Source organism: Microbacterium sp. Au-Mic1, assembly GCF_021341785.1.
Lineage (GTDB): Bacteria > Actinomycetota > Actinomycetes > Actinomycetales > Microbacteriaceae > Microbacterium.
Genome location: NZ_JAJTTF010000002.1, coordinates 135,149 through 151,985, shown reverse-complemented (window position 1 = coordinate 151,985; position 16,837 = coordinate 135,149). Strand labels below are relative to the sequence as shown.

Below are 16,837 nucleotides of genomic sequence, written 5' to 3'. Positions count from 1 at the left end.
TTCCGCGTCAGGGGCGCGGCAGGGTCAGGCTCGGGTCAGAGACGCACGGGCAGCGCGGAGGCCGCCCGACGCACGATGGCGCCGTCGGTCACGTCGAAGCCGGGATCGCCGCCGCCGGGGCCGCTCGGTGCGGTGTCGCCGGAGGGCGTACGCGCCGAGAGGTGGATCGCGTCGACTCCGCAGGCCACGAGCGCGGGGATGTCCTCGACGCGGACGCCGCCGCCCGCCATGATCTGCAGGCGTCCCGCCGCGGTCTCGGTGAGGGCACGCAGCGTCTCCACGCCGTCGATGCTGCGCGCGGCGCCGCCGCTCGTCAGCACGCGGCTCACCCCGCTGCCCACGAGATCGTCGACGAGGGCCGCGGGCTCGGGAACGGTGTCGATCGCCCGGTGGAACACGAGTTCTGCGCCGCGTGCGGCGTTCCGCCAGCGTTCGAGAGCCCGGCGATCCACGGCGCCGTCCCTGGTCAGCGCGCCGACCACCACCGCCCCGGCGCCGCGTTGCACGACATCGGCGACATCGGCCGCCACGAGCTCGACCTCTTCCGCGGTGTAGACGAACCCGCCGACGCGCGGCCGCACGAGCACCGCGACGCGCTCCGAGGCGCCGGCCACGGCGCGGACGGCGTCGACCGTCGCGCCGGAGGGCGTGAGGCCCCCGGTCGCCGCCAGCGCCTGGCACAGCTCGACGCGATCGGCGCCTCCCTCGAACGCGCTCCGCGCGCCGGCCGGGCCGTCGACGGCGATCTCGAGCACGATGCGCGTCACGGCGCCACCGTGAGGGTGGCGACCGGCTCGCTGCGCAGCCCCGCAGGGATGTGCGCAGTCCGTGTGCCGTCGGGCGCGGTCTCCGATTCCACGGCGGAGCCGTCCGTCCAGCGTGCGGCACCGTCGGCGAGCTCCGCCGGAAGGCGGACCTCCCCGGTGCTCGGGTCGAGTGCGTGCACGTGCACGCCGGCGGCCGACCGCGTATAGCGGCGCGGCTCGCCGATCTCCTCGCCGAAGCGCACCCAGGGCCGCGTTCCGTGGATCGCGTCGCCGTTCAGCCGCATCCAGGCGCCGAGGTCGCGCATCGTCCGGCGCTGCAGCTCCGGGATCCGCCCGGCGGCATCGGGGCCGACGTTGATGAGCAGGTTCCCGTTCTTGGAGACCACGTCCACCAGCATCCGGATCAGATCCGGCCCGGACAGGGTCTGACGCTCGTCCTCCGCCTGGTTGTAGCCGAACGAGTAGCCGAGGCCGCGCGTGGACTCCCACGGAGCGTCGAGGATCCCCGGGATGTGCGTGTACTCGCGCGTCAGGAAGCCGTGGTACGGCACTCCCCAGCGGTCGTTCACGACGCCGTTCGGCACCCGCTCGAAGTAGCGGCGCAGGAGCGCGGCGACCGCGAACTCCTCGTCGCCCTTGCCGCCGTCGGGCCACTCGATGTCGTTCCAGAGCACGTCGGGCGAGAAGCGCTCGACGAGCTCGTCGAGCTGTGCGGCGGCGTAGCGTGAGAAGGGCTCGTCGTTGCGGCGGTAGCGGAACAGGTCGGTGTCCGACTCGATCGCCGGGAAGTCGCTCGCGTGCCAGTCCAGCGCTCCGGAGAAGTACACGCCGAACCGGGCGCCGGCACGCCGAGTCGCGTCGTGGAGCTCGGCCACGAGGTCCCGCCGCGGTCCGCGCGCCACCGCATTGAAGCCGGTCGTGTCCGTGCCCCACAGGCAGAAGCCCTCGTGGTGCTTGGTCGTCGGGATGACGTAGCGTGCACCGGCGTCCACGAGCTCGCCGACGAAGGCGTCGGCATCGAAGGACGACGCGTCCCAGAGGTCGGCGAGGTCCTCGTACGAGGTGCCGGGTCCGTAGAGCTCCTGGTGCCGCTGCCAGGTCGGGCTGCCCGCGATCCGCACGGTGTTGCCGTACCACTCGGCGTACTGGTGCCAGGCGTAGGCGTCCTCGGTGGGGATGTTCACGCCCTCGCCGTGCTGCACTGCCCAGGCGGGCACCGAGTACAGGCCCCAGTGCACGAAGAAGCCGAGCTTGGCGTCGCGGTACCAGTCCGGCACGCCGGCGGCGGGGTACGCGGGGGCGGCGGATCCGAAATCGGGTCCGGTGCGCTTCTCGAAGTTCATCATGCGGGCAGCTCCTCTCCGCGGCGGCTCACGTGCGCGGTGAGCGCGGGGACGCCGGCGGTGTCGAACGGGAAGACGCCGGGTGCCAGCCGGTGGTGCCCCAGGCGCAGGAGGTCCTGATCCACGCCGCCCGGGGTGAGCGCGAGGGTCCAGTCGGCGGCGAGGTCGTACAGCTCGGGCTCGAGGTAGCCGATCTTGACGATCACGATGTCCGCGCTCTCGGGATCCAGTCCCAGCATGCGGAAGTCATCGAGGTGGTGGAAGGGCTTGCGGCGCTCGGTGATGATCGCGTGCACGCTGCCGGAGCGGATCACGACCTGCATGCCCGCCTCGGGGTCGCCCTCGGTGATCGAGAAGACCTCCCCGGTGAGCGGCACCGGCCCGCGCGGGCCGGGATCCACTCGCCCGCCGACCTCGAGGGTGACGGTCGCGCCGACGCCGGCCTCCACGGCCTCGGCCACCGCCGCGGCGTCGAACACGGAGGCGTGCACGACGACGCGTCCGGGCTCGGCCAGCTCGGGACGCGCGAGCAGTTCGCCGAGCGTCCAGGAGACGTCGCCCGCGCCGCCCGCGGTGGGGTTGTCGCCGGAGTCGGAGATCACGTAGGGGCGCGACGCCTCCGGAGCGAGCGCGAGGTCGAGCGCGTCGCCGAGGGTGGCGGCCGGCCCCACGAACACGAAGTCGGCGCGCGCATCCCAGTAGTGCCGGGCGAGGCGCTCGGCCTCCCGCGCGATCACGTCCCGGTCGTCGCCGGTCACCATCACGATCGCCATGTTGCGCGGCTCGTCGGCCCAGGCGTATCCGACCCAGATCGCGGCGTCCACGACACCGTCGAGCTCCGCGACCTCCGGCACCTGGGCGTAGATGCCGCGCGCCGGCTCCAGCCGGGTGCTCGTCTTCTCCCCCGGCAGCAGCACGGGCACGGGCACCCACGCCTTGTAGGGGCGGCGACGCAGCACGTCGGATCCGTGCCGACCACGCAGGCGCGCGAGCAGGTTCCACACCGCGCGCTCCTTGGTGTTCATCCAGTCCTCGTGCGGCGCCATCCGGTAGCAGGTGAGCAGATCCAACGCGTCGCGCAGCACCTCCGACACGTTGCCGTGCAGGTCCATCGAGGTCGACACGAGCACGTCGTCACCGAGTGCGGCGCGCACGGCCGCGGCGAGGTCGCCCTCCGCATCCTGCATCCCGACGACGCTCATGGCGCCGTGGATGTCGAAGAAGAATCCGTCGAACGGGCCGCCGGCGGCGATCTCGGCGCGGATGCCGTGCACGATCGCCTCCTTCATCCGCAGATAGGTCGCCGGCGCGACGGCTCCGCCCGGCAGCGAGCGGCCGTGGTGGATCGGGATCCACTCCGCCGCCTCGCGCAGCTCACGGCCCTCGTCGAGGAACGGGTAGTAGCCGACGAGGTCGACGCCCTCGCGGATCGTGAAGGCCTCGTCGCCGGAGATGTGCGGCGAGAAGGTGCTGGACTCGATCGAGATCCCGGCGATGCCGATGCGGGGACGGACGAGCCCGCCGTCCTCGACGGCCGGGAGCGGCTCCATCCAGACCGTGTCGGCCTCGGGGCGGATGTGCGGGGTGGGCGCGGTCATGACGACGTTCGTTCCTTCTCAGGCGGTGCGGGTGGTTCAGACGGGGGCGGGGACGGAATCGGCGAGTCGCGCGGAGGCGAGCGCCGCGGCTCCTCGAGCGACGGCGTCGGCCGAGATCTCCGCGGGCACGATGCGCAACGGGAACCCGGAGACCGGGGCGTCGGTGCGCAGCGTCTCCAGGATGCCCGGTTCGAGCAGATCCCAGGCTTCGCGAACCCCTCCGCCGATCACGACCATGCCGAGATCGATCAGCGAGGACGCGACGGAGGCGGCGAGAGCCGTCGCACGGGCCGCGTCCGTGAAGACGTCGAGCGCCGCGGTCTCCCCGGCCCTCGCCCGATCCGCGATCTCCGGGGCTGTGGCATCGGATCCGGTCGCCGCGCGGTAGCGGCGGGCGATCGAGGTGCCGGAGGCGAGCGTCTCCAGATGCCCGGTCTGCCCGCACGTGCACACCAGGTCGCTGAAGCCCGGGGTGTGCCCGATCTCCCCCGCCGCGCCGTGCGCGCCGTGGTGCACCGCGCCGTCGAGGGCGATCGCGCCGCCGACGCCGGTGCCGAGCATGATGCCGAGCACGTCGCTCTCCCCGCGGGCGGCGCCCCAGCGCAGCTCGCCGATCAGGAAGGCGTTCACGTCGTTCTCGACCCACACGGGTGCGCCGAGGCGGCCCTCGAGCTCGTCCGCGAGTGGGAACCCGCTCCAGTCCGTGAACGTGGCGGAGGCGGCGACGACGACGCCGCGCTCCTGGTCGATCACCCCGGCGGCGCCGACGCCCGCGCCGGCGAGCGACGCGTCGAGCGCGCCGCGGAGCCGGAGGACGAGATCCGCGGCGGCGTCCGCCATCGCGGAGCCGCCCTCCGCGGCCGGGGCGGGGACGACGCCCTTCGCCAGGACGGTGCCGGTCTCATCGGTCAGCACGGCGGAGATCTTCGTCCCGCCGATGTCGATGCCCGCGATCACGGGCGCGTTCGTCTCCCGGTGCGGCGCGGCACCGGATCCTTCGTCCTGCGTCATCGTCCGCCGAGCCCCGCCATCGCGATGCCCTTGACCAGGTGCTTCTGCAGCACGATCACGAGGACCGTGGTCGGCACCATCGAGATGATCGCCGCCGCCATCTGCAGATCCCAGCGCGTACCGGTGAGACCGGAGAAGGTCGCGAGACCCACCGGGAGCGTGCCGTGCGCGTTGTAGTCGACGGTCACGATCAGCGGCCACAGGTAGCTGTTCCAGAAGGAGAGGAAGGTGAAGACGGAGAGCACCGCCACCGCGGACTTCGCGAGCGGCAGGATGATCTGCAGGAACGAGCGCAGCGGGCCTGCGCCGTCGACGCGCGCGGCCTCTTCGAGCTCGTAGGGGATCCCACGGAAGAACTGGCGCATGAGGAAGGTGCCGAACGCGGTGAAGGCGAACGGGAAGATCAGCGCCTGGTAGGTGTCCACCCAGTTCAGCCACTGCATGACCTGGAACATCGGGATGACCAGCACCTCGGCGGGCACCATCAGGGTCGCGAGGAACAGCACGAACACGGCGTCCCTGCCACGCCAGCGCAGACGGCCGAAGGCGTACCCCGCGGTCGTCGACACGATCAGCACGACGAGGGTTCCGGCGATCGCCACGAAGAACGAGTTGCCGATGTAGGTGAGGAACGGGCCGTACGCGAACACGTCGGCGAAGTTCGACCAGCGCACCTCGGAGCCGACGAGCTTCGGCGGCATGGAGAACATCTCGTTGTTCGGCTTGAGAGCCGAGAAGAACGAGTAGACCAGCGGCGAGACGAACACGAGCGCCGCGAGGTAGACGAAGACGTGCGCGATGATGAGGCGCGTCCGCTCTGCACCGGACAGCGGCGCCTTCGGGCGCGTGGTGCGGTCCTCGGCGGCGACCTCGGCCGACTCGGCGATGGCGGCCTCCTGCAGATCAGTGCTCATAGTGCACCCACTTCTTCTGCGCCCCGAACTGCAGCGCGGTGATGATGATGATGAGCGCGAACAGGATCCACGCGCCGGCGGCGGCGATGCCGAGGTCCTGGAACTTGAAGCCCTGGTTGTAGATGAACTGCACCAGGGGCTGCGTCGCATTGCCCGGGCCGCCTCCGGTGAGCAGCTGCGGCTGCGCGAACACCTGCAACGACGTGATCATGGTCATGATCGTCGCGAAGAAGATCGACGGCGAGATCATCGGGACGACGACGCTCCACTGCATGCGGAAGCCGGAGGCTCCATCGATGCGCGCGGCCTCGATGACCGATTCCGGCAGCTGCTCGAGGGCGGCGGAGAAGATGAGCATGTTGTAGCCGAGGCCCTGCCAGACGCTCATGATGATGACCATGGCCATGGCCCAGAACGGGTCGGCGAGGAAGTTGGGCAGCTTGATGCCGAACCAGCCCTGAGCGATCCCGTTGAAGAGGCCCTGGGGCTGCAGCATCATCTTCCACACCAGGACGCTCGCGACCATGGGCGTCACGACCGGGATGAAGAACAGCACGCGCAGTGCGCCGCGACCGCGGATCCGCGGCCCGAGGGACATCGCCAGGATCAGCGAGCACACGATGCTGAGCGGCACGTAGACGATCGTGAAGACGGCGGTGTTGCGCATCGCGGGCCAGAAGTCCGGGCTCGACGTGAAGAGCTTGATGTAGTTGTCGACGCCGTTGAAGGTCTTGTCGCCGAACGTGGGCCAGTTGTAGAAGCTCATCACGATGGAGAGCACGACCGGCACGACGGTGAACACGGCGAGGCCGATCAGGGCGGGGCTCGCGAAGCCGAGCGCCTGACGACCTTCCGCGCGCATGAGGGATCCGCGACGGGGCGGAGCACCGCGTCGGCTCTGCGATGCGCGGCGGCGGGATGCGGCGATGGTCACCGTTCCTCCTTCTTCCAGGATGGTGTCCCGGTCCGGCGGACGGATCCGCCGGACCGGGAGAGGATCACTTGCCGAACTGCTGCTGAGCGCTCTTGAGCACGTCGGCCATGGGGGTCTGGCCGTTGTAGACGCTCACCAGCTGCGGCTGGATGAAGGTGCCGACCTTCGACCAGTTGTCGGTGACGTACTGACCCTGCACGTTCGCGAAAGCGGCCTTGAAGACCTCCTCGACCTGGGCGCGGTACTTGGCGTCGATCGAGTCGAAGTACAGCGGCTGGCTCTCCGTGCGTGCCGGGTAGCTGCGGCCGGAGGAGGCGATGTAGTCCTGCGAGTCCTTGCTGAGCAGGGATCCGAGCACCTTCAGCGCGGCGTCCTTGTTCTTGCAGGTCTTGGAGATGCCGTAGCCGGAGCCGAGGATGAGGCTCAGCGAGTCCTTGCCCTCACCCGGCAGCGGTGCCATGCCGGCAGTGAAGCCGGCCTCGTTCTTCAGGTAGCTGACGGCGTTCCAGGTTCCGTCGACGGCCATCGCGGCGTTGCCGTTCGAGTACTGGTCCTCGCCCCAGCCGCCGTCGGAGGCGCTGGCGACGGGCAGAGCGACCTTCTGGTCGGTGACGAGACCGGCGTACCAGGTCGCGGCGTCCGAGAACTTCTTGTCCGTGAGCTGCAGCTTGCCGTCCTGCGAGGCCGGCTGCACGCCCGCCTTCGCGATGGGCAGCGCCTGCCACTGGAAGTCGCCCATGCCGACGGCGAAGCCCTGCTTGCCGTCCCGGGTCGCCGCCTTGGCGGTCTTCTCGAAGTCGTCGAAGGTCCAGCCCGGCTTCGGGTCTGCGGCGCCGGCGGCCTTGAGCTGGTCGGCGTTGTAGTAGACGAGCATCGTGGCGGTGTCGAAGGGCAGGCCGTACAGGTCGCCCTTGTTCTTCAGGATCTCGGTGGTGCCCGAGGCGAAGTCACCCTCCTTGAGGCCCGCGGTCTTCAGATCGTCCGCGGTGAGCTTCTGGAAGCCGGAGGTGTATCCGGACAGCATGCCGCTGTTCATGCCGGTGACGCACGCCATGTTGCCCGAAGCCATGTTCGTGGTCAGCTTGGTGAAGAAGTCGTTCCACGGCGCGGTGCGCAGCTCGATCTTCAGGTCGGGGTTCTGCTTCTTGGCGACGTCGATCTGGGCCTGGAGGGCCTTGGTGTCGTCGGCGGATCCCGCCCACATGTCCACCACGACGGTCTTGTCGTCGGCGCCGGCGCTGCTGCTCGAGCCGCCGCAGCCGGTCAGCACGAGCGCGGCGCCCACCGTGAACGCCGCCACGGGGACGAGGTGAGTCTTCTTCATTGAAATGCCTCCTCAGGCACGAACAGATCCATGCTTCGTTTGAGATCGAACGAAGTAATTCGGGGTTATGCCCTCATCTTGTCAGAGGCCCGCGCGAATTGCCAGCCGAACATCGGATGTCTGGCTGGGATCGTGAGAATTCCGTGATGAATCCGGATCCACGGCGACATCGCCACTAGAGTGATCTTCATTCGACCTCGAAGGAAGTGTCATGGCACGTTCGGCAGACCGGTCCCCCGACCGCCGCGAACCCCCGGCATCCGGTGACCACGCCCGGCAGATCGTCGAGCTGGTGACGCGCGGAGAGGCACTGTCCCGCTCGGATCTCGCCCGCCTGCTGGGCATCGCGCCCTCCACCGTCTCCCTGCGGGTGCAGGAGCTCGTCGACGCCGGAATCCTGCGGGAGAACGGCCAGGCGCAGTCCTCTGGCGGGAGGCGCGCTCGGAGGCTGTCCCTCGGCGGCACGCCGCACCGCGTGCTGGCTGCGGAACTCGGTGGCGAGCATGCCCGACTCGGGTTGCTCGATCTCGGCGGTCACCTCGAGCGGACGGCGACGATCCCGATCACGATCGCGGACGGCCCCGAGGCGACGCTCACACTCGTCGAGGCCGGCCTGCGCGAGCTCGCCGCGGGCGCAGACATCCGAGCTGTGGGCATCGCACTCCCGGGACCCGTCAACTTCGAGACCGGAAGCGTGGATCAGCCCTCCCGCATGCCCGGCTGGCCCGGATTCCGAGTCGGCGAGGCGCTGACAGAGCGCTTCGGCGTCCCGGCCGTGGTTGACAACGACGCGAACCTCATGGCGCTGGGTGAGCACCACCGCAGTCTCACGCGCGACCAGCACAGCATCACGGTCAAGGCGGGAACGGCGATCGGCAGCGGCATCGTCGTGGCGGGCGCCGTGCATCGCGGAGCCACCGCTGCGGCCGGAGACATCACGCACACGCGGGTCGCGGAAGCCGCGGACATCCCGTGCTCCTGCGGCAACCACGGCTGCCTCGAGACGATCGCGAGCGGCGCGGGACTCGTCCGCCAGATGCGGGAGCGCGGCGTCGCCGTCACCGGCGCCGCGGACGTGCTGGAGCTCGCCCGCAACGGCGATCCGATCGCGACCACGCTGGTGCGCACGGCCGGCACGCACCTCGGTCAGGTGCTGTCCGGCGTCGTCAACTTCTTCAATCCGCACGCCGTGTTCCTCACGGGAAGCATGAGCGCGAGCGAGCCCTTCCTCGCCGCGGTCCGCAGCCGTGTGTACGAGGCCTGCCATCCGCTGGCCACGCAGACGCTGCGGATCGAGTCCGCGCAGACCGGCCCGGATGCGGCGCTGTACGGCGCCGCACGCCTCGCGATGGAGCTGGTCGACCCCGTCGCCTGAGACCCGATGCCGCGCCCGCCTCGGACGGCGCCGGGCGCGGCGGCTCAGGCTCCGGGCGCGAGGGTCAGTTCGATGACCGGGATCAGCACGTCCGGGCGCCGCACCGGCAGGTGCACCGTGAGCGTGCCCTCCTGCTCCCCAGCCGGCGTCATCAGCGTCGCCTCCTGCTCCGGATCCGTCACCGAGGTCTTCAGCCAGGATCCGTCGTTCAGCAGACGCGCGTAGGTCACCCGGTCGGCGAGCCCGTCGAGGTGCACATAGCCGAGCGGCCAGGAGAACAGGTGCAGGTAGAGGCGGTCTCCGCGGCGGGTGTAGACGCCCTCGCGGGGTGCGGCGAAGGGGGCATGACCGGCGCCCACGATCGCGTCGCGGTGCAGCCGCATCCACTCGCCGAGCGCCGCGAGCACGGCCTCGTCGCGCGGGGCGATGCTCCCGCGGCCGTCCGGACCGATGTTGAGCAGCATGTTGCCGTCCATCGACACCGAGTCGGCGAGCATCTGCGCGAGCAGCACGGCCGATTTCTGGTCGTGGTTGTCGCGGTGATATCCCCAGGATCCGTTGATCGTCTGGCAGGCCTCCCACACCTGCGGGACGCCGTCCACGAGGATCGGCGCGGTCGGCTGGTACTGCTCCGGGGTGACGAAGTCCGCAGGGATCCCGAGACGGTCGTTCACGAGCATCTGCGGCTGGAGTTCGCGGCAGAGCGCGAGGAGCGTCTCCGCATCCCAGTCGTCCGGCCCCTTGCCCGCCCAGCCGCCCTGGGCCTCGGGATAGGTGAAGTCGAAGAACAGGTAGTCGATGTCGCCGTACTGCGTGAGCAGTTCACGCACCTGGCCGTGCAGATACGTGCGGTAGCGGTCCATGTCCCGCTCGCCGTTGCGCTCGTGCTCGATCGCGTCGTCGCGACGAGGGTGGTTGGCGTCCACCGTGAAGTCCGGATGATGCCAGTCGATGAGCGAGTGGTAGAGGCCCACGCGCAGTCCCTCCGCCCGCAGGGCGTCGACGTACTCGCGCACGAGGTCGCGCCCGCAGGCGGTGACCGAGGTGTAGTCGGTGAGCGCCGAATCCCACAGGCAGAACCCGTCGTGGTGCTTCGTGGTGAGCACCACGTAGCCTATCCCCGTGGCCTTCGCACGGCGCGCGAGCGCGGCCGCGTCGAAGAGGTCGGGGTCGAAGTGGTCGAAGTAGGCGCGGTACTCCTCGGCCGTCAGGCGCTCGTAGTTCTGCACCCACTCGTGCCGGGCGGCGCCGCTGTACAGGCCGAAGTGCACGAACATCCCGAACCGGGCCTCGTCGAACCACTGCTGTCGCATCTCTGCCTCTTCTCCTGATCTCGGTGGGTGGGCTCAGGCGGAAGGGTGCCCGACGACGCCCTTGCGCAGCAGCGCATTGCCGTATTTGCGGGTCTCCCCCGTTCGCACCATGAGGTAGGCGCCCTTCGCGACCTCGTAGTACGCGAAGCGCTCCACGAAGCGCGTGCTGTGCTGATCGGTGCCGGCGGCCGCCATGAGCTCACGCTGCACGTCGAGCACGGTCGCGTCGGCCGACTCCATGAGGTCGATGCCCGGGGCGTCGTCGAGAGGCAGCACCGAACGGATCGCGGCGACCACGGCCGGCGTCGTCGTGCCGGGCAGGTCCACGACGCGCTCGCCGAGCGCCCACGCCGGGAAGTGCGCATCGGCCACGACGACCGCATCCGAGTGCCCCATCCGATCGAGGTGCAGCAGCAGCTCACCGGTGAGCAGAGGGTTGATTCCTTCGAGCATGTCGCTCCCTTCGTCCGTGGCTGTCGGTCCGGGCGGCATTCACGCCGGGATGAGCGTCTCGGTCGCGAGTTCGCGCCAGAGATCCGCCGGAATGTCGAGCGCGGCGAGCTGGGCGTTCTGGCGGAGCTGCTCGGGCCGGCTTCCGCCGACCACGACCGAGGCCACGGCCGGGGACTGCAGCGGGAACTGTATCGCGGCGGCGGGCAGCGGCACATCGTGCGCGCGGCAGATCTCGGCGATCCGGGTGAGCCGCTGCCAGAGATCGTCCGGCAGCGCCCCGTACTCGTAGCGGCCGTCACGGCGCGGCTCGCTCTGCGCGAGCAGTCCGGAGTTGAACACCGAGGCGGCGACGATGTCGGTGCCGCGCTCGACGCACGCCGGGATCACGTCGACGGCCGCCGGTTGCTCGAGCAGGGTGTACCGTCCGGCGACCATGATCGTGTCGAGGTCGGCCGAGCGCACCGCGGCGGTGAGCGCGTCGGCGGTCATGGATCCGATGCCGATCCGGCCCACCTGCCCCTCTGCGCGCAGCTCCTCGAGCGCGGGGAACGCCTCGGCGAGCGCCAGGTCGAGATCATGGCGCTCCGGGTCGTGCAGGTAGAGGATGTCGATCCGCTCGATGCCCAGGCGCTCGCGTGACTCGTCGAGGCTGGCGCGGATCCCCGCCTCCGAGAAGTCCCAGACCCGCTGCAGCTCATCCGGGACGTGGAAGTCGTTCGCCGTGTCGAGTCCGCCCGCGACGTGTTCGGGGTTCGGGCGCAGCAGGCGCCCCGCCTTGGTCGAGAGCACGTACTCGTCTCGCGGCTTGGTCTGCAGGAACGCGCCCAGCCGGCGCTCCGAGAGCCCCAGCCCGTAGTGCGGCGCGGTGTCGTACAGGCGGATCCCGCTCTCCCACGCGGCGTCCAGCACGGCCCAGGCCTCGTCGTCGGTGAGCGCGCGGAACAGGTTTCCGACGTTCGCCGCACCGTAGCCGAGGGCCGGGATCGCGGACAGAGCAACGGCTCCGACGGGCTCAGACATGCGCGCCCGCCTCGCGGCGCTCGCCGGTCCAGGTGAACTCGGCGCGGCTGGCAGCCTTCATCTCCATGCCGTTGCCGGGTGCCGTCGGCGCGGAGTAGGAGCCGCCCCGGATGTCGGTCGGCACCACGAAGTGCTCGTGCAGGTGATCCACGTACTCGATCATGCGCCCTTCGCGGGTGCCCGAGACCGCGACGAAGTCGAACATGGACAGGTGCTGCACGGCCTCGCACAGCCCCACGCCGCCGGCGTGCGGGCACACCGGCACGCCGAACTTCGCAGCGAGAAGCAGGTTCGCGATGTTCTCGTTCACGCCCGCCACGCGCACCGCGTCGATCTGCATGACCTGGATCGCCTCGGCCTGCAGCAGCTGCTTGAAGATCATCCGGTTCTGCGCATGCTCGCCGGTCGCGACCCGGATCGGCGCGACGCCCCGGGCGATCTCGGCATGCCCGAGCACGTCGTCGGGGCTGGTCGGCTCCTCGATCCAGGCGGGGTGGAACTCGGCGAGCGCGTTCACCCAGGCGATCGCCTCGGACACCTCCCAGCGCTGGTTCGCGTCGATCGCGATGGGGAAGTCGGGACCGCAGACCTCGCGGGCCTTGCGGAACCGGCGGATGTCGTCATCGAGATCGGCACCGACCTTGAGCTTGATCTGCGTGAAGCCGTCGGCCATCGCCTCTCGGGTGAGGCGCTCGAGCTTCTCGTCCGAGTAGCCCAGCCACCCGGGGCTCGTGGTGTAGCCCGGGTAGCCGGTCGCGAGCAGCTGCTGCTCGCGTTCGGCCCGGCCCGCCTCGGCGTCGCGCAGGATCGCCAGCGCATCCTCACGGGTGAGGGCGTTGGTGAGGTAGCGGAAGTCGACGAGGTCGACGATCTCCTCTGGCGTCATCCGGGCGAGGAGCAGCCACAGCGGAAGCCCGGCGCGCTTGGCCTTGATGTCCCACAGGGCATTGATCACGGCGCCGATCGCCATCTGCATGACGCCCTTCTCCGGACCGAGCCAGCGCAGCTGCGAATCGCCGATGATCTCCCGGAACGTGCCCCCCATGTCGTCGAGCAGCGGCTCCAACTCACGGCCGACGAGGTGCCCGGAGAGCGCGTCAATGCCCGCGACCTGCACGTCGTTGCCACGGCCGATCGTGAACACGAACGCGTGTCCTTCGATGCCGTCCGCCGCGTCGGTGCGCACGATCACGTACGCCGCGGAGTAGTCGGGGTCGGGGTTCATCGCGTCGGAGCCGTCGAGGCTGAGCGAGGTGGGGAATCGAATGTCGCTGGTCTCCAGCGCGACGATGCGGCTCACGGTTCTCCTGTTCTGGGCCTGAAGTCGGGGCAGCGGCGCAGACGGCCGGATCGTTCCTCGACAGTTGGAGTGTAAACATCGGATGTCTATACTGTCAACGCGGGATGCATCCGCTCGCGTCGTTCCGACGGCGGATCCGCCCATCCCCGTGAGAAGGCAGGAGAATCATGAAGTTCGCGCGTCTGGGCGACCCCGGATCCGAGATCCCGGTCGTCATCGCCGAAGACCGTACGTACGATCTTCGGCCCGTGACCTCCGATGTGAACGGCGATTTCCTCGCCGCCGACCCCGTGGGCCGCACGCGTGCCGCCCTCGACGCAGGCACCCTCCCCGAACTGAGCGACGCGGACGCGTTCCGCACCGGAGCGCCGATCGCGCGTCCCGGTGCCGTCATCTGCGTGGGACAGAACTACGCCGCGCACGCCCGCGAGTCGGGCGCCGAACCACCCACGGTCCCGATCCTGTTCCTGAAGACCCCGAACACGGTCGTCGGCCCCGACGACGCCGTGACCATCCCGCGGGGCAGCGAGAAGACCGACTGGGAGGTGGAGCTCGGCATCGTGATCGGATCCCGCGCCGCCTACCTCGACTCCCCCGCCGACTCCGCCGCGCACATCGCCGGCTACGTCGTCTGCAACGACGTCTCCGAACGGGCTTTCCAGATGGAGGTCTCCGGCGGGCAGTGGTCGAAGGGCAAGGCCGCGTTCGGGTTCAACCCGACCGGCCCGTGGCTCGTCACGCCTGACGAGGTCGACGTGCAGAACCTGCGGCTGCGCAGCTTCGTGAACGGCGAGCCGCGCCAGGACTCGAACACGAACGACATGATCTTCTCCGTCGCGGAGATCGTGCACCACATCTCGCAGTACATGACGCTCGAGCCGGGAGACCTCATCCTCACCGGCACACCGCAGGGCGTCGCGTTCGGCGGGAAGTTCCCGTACCTGCGCGCCGGGGACGTCGTCGAGATCGACATCGAGGGGCTGGGCGGCCAGCGTCAGGAGTTCATCGCATGGGAGGCACAGGCATGACCGGTCAGGTCGAAGGACTCGTCGCGATCGTCACGGGCGGCGCATCCGGGATCGGCGCGGCGATCGCCGCGCAGCTGCACGATCAGGGCGCGCAGGTCGCCGTGCTCGACCGCGACGTGGCCGGCGCGGATCCGCGCTTCGCCGCCTTCACGGCCGACGTGTCGGACCGCGCGAGCGTGGACACGGCCGTCGCCGCGATCGGCGAGCGGTTCGGCCGCATCGACATCGTCGTGAACAACGCCGGGATCGGCGCTCAGGGCGACATCACGGCGAACGGCGACGACGAGTGGGCCCGCGTGCTCTCGATCAACGTGACGGGCATCGCCCGCGTCTCGGCCGCAGCGCTGCCGTGGCTGCGGAACTCCCCCGCCGCGGCGATCTGCAACACCGCCTCGATCGCCTCGACCACCGGGCTGCCGCAGCGCGCGCTCTACTCCGCGTCGAAGGGCGCCGTCTCGGCGCTCACCAGGGCGATGGCAGCCGATCACCTCCGAGAAGGCATCCGGGTGAACGCCGTCAACCCCGGTACGGCCGACACCCCGTGGGTCGGGCGTCTGCTCGACTCCGCCGCCGACCCCGTCGCGGAGCGCGCCGCCCTCAACGCCCGTCAGCCGCACGGTCGTCTGGTCTCGCCGGACGAGGTCGCGGGCGCCGTGCTGTACCTCGTCAGCCCTGCGTCCGGATCCACCACCGGCACCTTCATCGAGGTCGACGGCGGCATGGCCCAGCTGCGCCTCCGGGCGGAGTAGCCGACACCGCGCCGGGCCGCCCGGCTCAGGCCTGGGCGGCCTGGCGCAGCCAGCGCTCCACACCCGCGATGTGTGCGGTGGCGAGCGAGGTGGCGAGCGAGGGGTCGTGCTGCGCGATCGCGTCGGCGATGGCCCGGTGCTCCGAGAGAGTGCGCTCGACGGCGCCCTGCTCGGTGAGGCCGCGCCACACCCGGGCGCGGATGGTCTGACTCGACAGGCTGTCGATGAGGCTCGCCAGGTAGCCGTTGCCGGTCATCCGCACGATGTCCTGGTGGAAGCGGATGTCGTGCGCGACGAGATCGTCGATCGAGACGCCCGCGTCGATGCCGGCGACCTCGGCCTGCAGGGCGGCGATCGCCTCGCTGTCGCCGTGCGTGGCGGCGAGGCCGGTGGCCTGGGATTCGAGCATGCGACGCACGGCGAACAACTCGAGCAGCGAGTCGTCATCGTGCATGTCGATGACGAAGCTGATCGCCTCGAGCAGCAGGTGCGGTTCGAGGCTCGTCACGTAGGTACCGTCACCGCGACGCACGTCGAGGACGCGGATCACCTCGAGCGCCTTGACGGCCTCCCGCATCGAGTTGCGGCTCAGGCCGAGCCGCTCGGCGAGCTCCTTCTCCGGCGGCAGGCGATCGCCGGGGCCGAGCTCGCCCGACACGATCATCGCCTTGATCTTCTCGATCGCCTCGTCGGTGACTGCCATGGCGTCATCCTAGGGGTTTTCACGAACATCGGATGTCTGCGCCACACGAGCGCCGATCTGCGGAAGGATGTGCCCATGCGCGTACTCGATTCCCACCTGCACCTGTGGGATCCGTCCCGCCTCGACTACGAGTGGCTCGACGGGCCGCTGGCTCAGCGCTACGCGGCCGAGGAACTCGCACGCGCGAGCGTCGACGGCGCCGAGCGCGCGGCGGCGATCTTCGTGCAAGCGGAGTGCGTCGAGGCGCAGTTCATCGACGAGGCCCGCTGGGTCGCGGACAACGCGGCACGCACAGGCGTCATCGGCATCGTGGCGGGCGCGCGACTCGATCGCGGCGCGCAGACGACCGCGCACCTCACGGCCCTCACGGGGATCGACGCGGTGGTCGGGGTGCGGCACAACCTCCAGGACGAGCCCGACGGCACCGCACGCAGCGACGCGTTCCGTGCGGGCGCCGCCGCACTGGCCGCGCACGGATACCGCTTCGACGCGTGCGTGCGCGCCCATCAGCTCTCCGACGTCGCCGACCTCGCGGCCTGGGTGCCCGCTCTGCCGATCGCGCTCGACCATCTCGGAAAGCCCGCGATCGGGACGGCAGCGGATCCACTCCCCCCTGCCGTGGCCTGGCTGGGCGACCTGAGAGACCTGGCGGCACACCCGCAGGTGTCCGTCAAGCTGTCGGGGCTGCCGGCCGAGGCCGGCGGATCCTGGAGCCCGCAGCAGGTGACCCCGTTCCTCGACGCGGCTGCCGAGGCGTTCGGAGCCGATCGCCTGCTGTGGGGCGGCGACTGGCCCGTCTCCGCCCTCACGGGCGCCCCGCCGGAGTATCGCACCGAGAGCCGCGACCTCTGGGCTCGGACGGTGGCAGACTGGGCCGGCGCGCGCGGACTCGATGCCGACGCGATCTTCTGGGACAACGCCGCACGGTTCTACGGCGTCGAGTGATCCGCGGCCGACCCGCCTTTCGGGGCGAGTCGGGCCCCTTTCACAGGAAGGTCATCAGGT

At 70.3% G+C, this 16,837-nt stretch carries 16 protein-coding genes; 4 read left to right on the top strand and 12 right to left on the bottom strand.

Features of this window, described 5'->3' with window-relative positions; translation table 11 throughout:
* Positions 1-35: 35 nt before the first annotated feature.
* The 7 genes from LXM50_RS03275 to LXM50_RS03245 form a co-directional block, all read right to left on the bottom strand.
* The gene (locus tag LXM50_RS03275; protein WP_233309796.1) at positions 36-767 is read right to left on the bottom strand and encodes a copper homeostasis protein CutC; all 732 of its coding nucleotides are present in this window, start codon (positions 765-767) and stop codon (positions 36-38) included.
* Positions 764-2,113, bottom strand: coding sequence for an alpha-L-fucosidase (locus LXM50_RS03270; protein WP_233309794.1), 1,350 nt, complete (start codon positions 2,111-2,113; stop codon positions 764-766). The genes LXM50_RS03275 and LXM50_RS03270 overlap by 4 nt, the downstream gene beginning before the upstream one ends.
* Positions 2,110-3,660 (bottom strand): M81 family metallopeptidase, encoded by a 1,551-nt coding sequence (locus LXM50_RS03265; RefSeq protein WP_308192506.1) that lies wholly within the window; start codon positions 3,658-3,660, stop codon positions 2,110-2,112. The genes LXM50_RS03270 and LXM50_RS03265 overlap by 4 nt, the downstream gene beginning before the upstream one ends.
* Before the next feature lie 84 nt (positions 3,661-3,744).
* The gene (locus LXM50_RS03260) at positions 3,745-4,719 is read right to left on the bottom strand and encodes an ROK family protein (protein ID WP_233309790.1); all 975 of its coding nucleotides are present in this window, start codon (positions 4,717-4,719) and stop codon (positions 3,745-3,747) included.
* Positions 4,716-5,633, bottom strand: a complete 918-nt coding sequence (locus LXM50_RS03255) for a carbohydrate ABC transporter permease (protein ID WP_233309789.1) — start codon at positions 5,631-5,633, stop codon at positions 4,716-4,718. Before LXM50_RS03255 ends, LXM50_RS03260 begins: the two co-directional genes overlap by 4 nt.
* Complete coding sequence (locus LXM50_RS03250) at positions 5,623-6,567, bottom strand: carbohydrate ABC transporter permease (protein WP_233309787.1); 945 nt, start codon at positions 6,565-6,567, stop codon at positions 5,623-5,625. The genes LXM50_RS03255 and LXM50_RS03250 overlap by 11 nt, the downstream gene beginning before the upstream one ends.
* A gap of 64 nt (positions 6,568-6,631) precedes the next feature.
* Positions 6,632-7,891 (bottom strand): ABC transporter substrate-binding protein, encoded by a 1,260-nt coding sequence (locus LXM50_RS03245; RefSeq protein ID WP_233309786.1) that lies wholly within the window; start codon positions 7,889-7,891, stop codon positions 6,632-6,634.
* Positions 7,892-8,102: 211 nt separating this feature from the next.
* Here LXM50_RS03245 and LXM50_RS03240 point away from each other — a divergent pair, with 211 nt between their 5' ends.
* Positions 8,103-9,266 (top strand): ROK family transcriptional regulator, encoded by a 1,164-nt coding sequence (locus LXM50_RS03240; protein ID WP_233309784.1) that lies wholly within the window; start codon positions 8,103-8,105, stop codon positions 9,264-9,266.
* A 44-nt stretch (positions 9,267-9,310) separates the two neighbouring features.
* Here LXM50_RS03240 and LXM50_RS03235 read toward each other — a convergent pair whose 3' ends face one another.
* The 4 genes from LXM50_RS03235 to LXM50_RS03220 are packed head-to-tail and all read right to left on the bottom strand — an operon-like array spanning position 9,311 to position 13,352.
* Complete coding sequence (locus LXM50_RS03235) at positions 9,311-10,579, bottom strand: alpha-L-fucosidase (RefSeq protein WP_233309783.1); 1,269 nt, start codon at positions 10,577-10,579, stop codon at positions 9,311-9,313.
* Positions 10,580-10,612: 33 nt separating this feature from the next.
* A complete protein-coding gene (locus LXM50_RS03230) occupies positions 10,613-11,032 on the bottom strand; it encodes an RbsD/FucU family protein (RefSeq protein ID WP_233309782.1) in 420 nt (139 codons plus the stop codon).
* Between the two features lie 39 nt (positions 11,033-11,071).
* Positions 11,072-12,052: an aldo/keto reductase gene (locus tag LXM50_RS03225; protein ID WP_233309780.1), complete on the bottom strand. Its 981-nt coding sequence runs from the start codon at positions 12,050-12,052 to the stop codon at positions 11,072-11,074.
* Positions 12,045-13,352, bottom strand: coding sequence for an L-fuconate dehydratase (locus LXM50_RS03220; RefSeq protein ID WP_233309779.1), 1,308 nt, complete (start codon positions 13,350-13,352; stop codon positions 12,045-12,047). The genes LXM50_RS03225 and LXM50_RS03220 overlap by 8 nt, the downstream gene beginning before the upstream one ends.
* Positions 13,353-13,519: 167 nt before the next feature.
* Here LXM50_RS03220 and LXM50_RS03215 point away from each other — a divergent pair, with 167 nt between their 5' ends.
* Together LXM50_RS03215 and LXM50_RS03210 are read left to right on the top strand one after the other, a co-directional pair.
* Positions 13,520-14,380, top strand: a complete 861-nt coding sequence (locus LXM50_RS03215; RefSeq protein WP_233309777.1) for a fumarylacetoacetate hydrolase family protein — start codon at positions 13,520-13,522, stop codon at positions 14,378-14,380.
* On the top strand, positions 14,377-15,129 hold the full coding sequence (locus tag LXM50_RS03210) for an SDR family NAD(P)-dependent oxidoreductase (RefSeq protein WP_233309775.1): 753 nt from the start codon (positions 14,377-14,379) through the stop codon (positions 15,127-15,129). The genes LXM50_RS03215 and LXM50_RS03210 overlap by 4 nt, the downstream gene beginning before the upstream one ends.
* Before the next feature lie 25 nt (positions 15,130-15,154).
* Here LXM50_RS03210 and LXM50_RS03205 read toward each other — a convergent pair whose 3' ends face one another.
* Positions 15,155-15,832, bottom strand: coding sequence for a FadR/GntR family transcriptional regulator (locus LXM50_RS03205; protein ID WP_233309774.1), 678 nt, complete (start codon positions 15,830-15,832; stop codon positions 15,155-15,157).
* A 75-nt stretch (positions 15,833-15,907) separates the two neighbouring features.
* Here LXM50_RS03205 and LXM50_RS03200 point away from each other — a divergent pair, with 75 nt between their 5' ends.
* Entirely contained in the window at positions 15,908-16,777 is an 870-nt protein-coding gene (locus LXM50_RS03200; RefSeq protein WP_233309771.1) for an amidohydrolase, read from the top strand.
* Positions 16,778-16,837: the final 60 nt, after the last annotated feature.

Coding starts and splice junctions, on each gene's coding strand:
- LXM50_RS03235 (WP_233309783.1), bottom strand. CDS start 10,579: ATGCGACAGCAGTGGTTCGACGAGGCCCGGTTCGGGATGTTCGTGCAC.
- LXM50_RS03245 (WP_233309786.1), bottom strand. CDS start 7,891: ATGAAGAAGACTCACCTCGTCCCCGTGGCGGCGTTCACGGTGGGCGCC.
- LXM50_RS03260 (WP_233309790.1), bottom strand. CDS start 4,719: ATGACGCAGGACGAAGGATCCGGTGCCGCGCCGCACCGGGAGACGAAC.
- LXM50_RS03265 (WP_308192506.1), bottom strand. CDS start 3,660: ATGGAGCCGCTCCCGGCCGTCGAGGACGGCGGGCTCGTCCGTCCCCGC.
- LXM50_RS03205 (WP_233309774.1), bottom strand. CDS start 15,832: ATGGCAGTCACCGACGAGGCGATCGAGAAGATCAAGGCGATGATCGTG.
- LXM50_RS03240 (WP_233309784.1), top strand. CDS start 8,103: ATGGCACGTTCGGCAGACCGGTCCCCCGACCGCCGCGAACCCCCGGCA.
- LXM50_RS03255 (WP_233309789.1), bottom strand. CDS start 5,633: ATGAGCACTGATCTGCAGGAGGCCGCCATCGCCGAGTCGGCCGAGGTC.
- LXM50_RS03270 (WP_233309794.1), bottom strand. CDS start 2,113: ATGATGAACTTCGAGAAGCGCACCGGACCCGATTTCGGATCCGCCGCC.
- LXM50_RS03230 (WP_233309782.1), bottom strand. CDS start 11,032: ATGCTCGAAGGAATCAACCCTCTGCTCACCGGTGAGCTGCTGCTGCAC.
- LXM50_RS03225 (WP_233309780.1), bottom strand. CDS start 12,052: ATGTCTGAGCCCGTCGGAGCCGTTGCTCTGTCCGCGATCCCGGCCCTC.
- LXM50_RS03215 (WP_233309777.1), top strand. CDS start 13,520: ATGAAGTTCGCGCGTCTGGGCGACCCCGGATCCGAGATCCCGGTCGTC.
- LXM50_RS03210 (WP_233309775.1), top strand. CDS start 14,377: ATGACCGGTCAGGTCGAAGGACTCGTCGCGATCGTCACGGGCGGCGCA.
- LXM50_RS03200 (WP_233309771.1), top strand. CDS start 15,908: ATGCGCGTACTCGATTCCCACCTGCACCTGTGGGATCCGTCCCGCCTC.